Genomic DNA, 2,523 nt, shown 5'->3' with positions numbered 1-2,523 from the left:
GCAGACCGTGCAAGTGATGCCTGCCTGCCCCGTCGGGTTGTGCACGTCGTCGAAATTCGGGTCGTCGAACTCGCCGGAGAAGAACGGCACGGGATCATGGCAGCCCGCGCACCAGCGGGAAGCCTGGTTCGAGCCGTCGCGCTCCAGTGACACCTTGCGCGTCTCCCGCACGCTCATCAGGTAAGCCTTGTTGTTGAACGAGCTGCGGCGGTGCGCCGAGTGAAACCAGCCGTCATAGGCATCCTTGTGGCACTCGAGGCAGTATTGGTCCATCATCAGGGTCTTGGCCGGAATGAACTTGCCGTTGGCGGTGATGGCCTCGGACGGGAAAAAGTACTGCTTGCCCTCCTTCGGTCCCTTGACGCCAAATGACCTGGGATCCTGTGAGTGCAAGAGCCCCATGATCGCGACGAAACCGACCACCGGAATCGCCAACCGCCGCGTCCATTCCCAGCGGATCCGCGGGCCCGCCAGCCGGTGCTTGACGTAGAGCGCAACCGCTACCAGCGGGGCGACCACGTGGAACCAGTAGCCGAGATTGCGGATCCGCGGGTCGCGGACCCCGAATCCGCCAATGCGAACCAGAATGAACCCCGAAGCCAGGGTGACCAGACCGGCGCCCAGGAGAATCAAACCGTAGCGAATGGCCCACTTGTTGGGCCGTTTCCACGAGGTTGCCAGGTGCGCGAAGCCGAAGATCAAGAAGGGAATGACCAGGACAAGGCCGAGGAATAGATGCAAGGCAACCATAAGCATGTAAAAGAACGTCTGCTGAGTCGTCCCCAGGTACCAGGTCAGCGCGGTGACGCTGGAAAGGTAGAACCCGTTGGCCGCCAGCAAGGCGAAGCCGATGAGGATGACCCAGAGCAACGGGCGCAGCCGCGATCCGATGGCGGGTTTGTAAACTCGCCCGGCGCGGTCACGCGCGGGTAGGACGGCCGTGGACATAGGCAAGCTCCCTCGCGCACGCCTTAGGAGGACCCGGCAGCGCGATATGGCCCGGAATGGAAGACAGACAATCTTATGGATTGCAAACCGACCGCCGCGTGCCGGCAGGCTAAGAGTCGCCTTTCCGCACAGCCTCGATCTGCGGACCGTCCCGTGCACTTGGATGCTCAGGCGGCCGACCCGCAAACGAAGGAATTCTGCTCGAGGGTACGAAGTCCCTCATGGCCATCTGCATCAGGTCGGAGACGACGATCAGCCGACACGGCTGTGTTCGAGATCGGGCCAGGGCCGATCAAGGGGCGGATCCGCGGCGGGGCGGCCGATCAAGGCGGGAAGCGATGGGGAACGGAAGCTGCGACGGCGACTCGAAGGCCACGCGTTCCCCTGAGGCTGGCTCCTCGAGGACCCGGCCCGGCGCGAAATCTGCGCTCACCAGGCCGCTGGCGAACCACTGTAGCGTGGCAGTCTCTCCCTGGCATGGCACGGGCAAGATCACCGGCGGCGCAGGGGCCAGCAGGGGATCGGCGGGGGAGTATCCGGCCTGTTGCCATCGTTCCCACGACAGAGAGCGAGCCAGGACCGGCCGTTCCGGCACATGACATCCGGTCGCCTGCGCGGTCCGCGAACCGGTTACCAGGAACAGTGTGCCCGTCAGGGCAAGAATCAACAGGTGATTCTCGTGCTTGCGTCCTGACTGCATCACGACCGACCTGCTCCAAACTCGTCAAATTCTGAACACGATGAAGGGTAATCTCATTAAAGAAGTTTGGCAGAACATTGTCAATGGTCGGAACCTGCAGGGCGTTTTCCTTCCGGCTTAACGTTCCTTTTCCGGTTCCTCTTGTGATTCTTCCAGAACGCGGCTGCCCGCTCCTGCGGGTGCTGGATTCTCGGTTTCATAGATGGCATGGGGTCAGACCCCACCGGCTGGCGTGAAAATCGTGTTTCAGCTCGAGCTCACAAAGCCGGCTCCATCCGGAACCGATGATGCCAGTTCGCGCCCCTGAGCTCCTCTCCCCAGGCCAATGCTTGGGCAACCGATCGATGATGCGGACACTTGCAACCCCGGTTCGCAGGATCGGGGCAGCGTTTGATCGCATCTCTCAACGATTCGAATTCCTCTTCCGTGACGCGGTAACCCACGTGGCGCGTGCACTCTGAATCCAGAGCACCACGTCTCGATTCTTCATCCACCGCAACGCCGCGGAATCGGCAGCCAGAACACTCGACGATCTCGACTTCGATCTCGTCGGACCACTCGTCAGGGGGAAGTTCTATCATCACCGTGACCATGAGGCAATCAGGTCTCGAACATTCTGGACACGTAAATGGCATGATCGATTCTCTCCGCGATTTCACCGCTTGATTTGGCTCGGTAGGCGGATTCATCGGGCAGACAAGAAAAGACACGGCTACCAGACTACCATGTGAACATAATGGAATCGATGTCACCCAAGTGATCAAGCAACTCAACCAGTGCCTCTGTGCCCCCGCGGATCGTGAACCAGGTTCTGTCGACCTGCCCCTCGAAGTAATCCTCCACGACGACGGTTACTTCGCCGTCTTCCTCCGAGC

General features: G+C 60.9%; 2 protein-coding genes. Both read right to left on the bottom strand.

The window, feature by feature from the left end:
- Positions 1 to 948 (bottom strand): multiheme c-type cytochrome (locus ACLP9N_RS25255; protein ID WP_442409943.1); only part of this gene is annotated, 948 nt, incomplete at its 3' end.
- Positions 949 to 1,240: 292 nt separating this feature from the next.
- Positions 1,241 to 1,651, bottom strand: a complete 411-nt coding sequence (locus ACLP9N_RS25250) for a hypothetical protein (RefSeq protein ID WP_442409942.1) — start codon at positions 1,649 to 1,651, stop codon at positions 1,241 to 1,243.
- Positions 1,652 to 2,523 lie beyond the last annotated feature (872 nt).

The organism is Mycobacterium sp. (genome assembly GCF_052144515.1).
In the GTDB taxonomy this organism is placed as follows: domain Bacteria; phylum Actinomycetota; class Actinomycetes; order Mycobacteriales; family Mycobacteriaceae; genus Mycobacterium.
The sequence above is the reverse complement of the archived record's forward strand: the minus strand, read 5'-3'. Positions and strand labels throughout refer to the sequence as shown.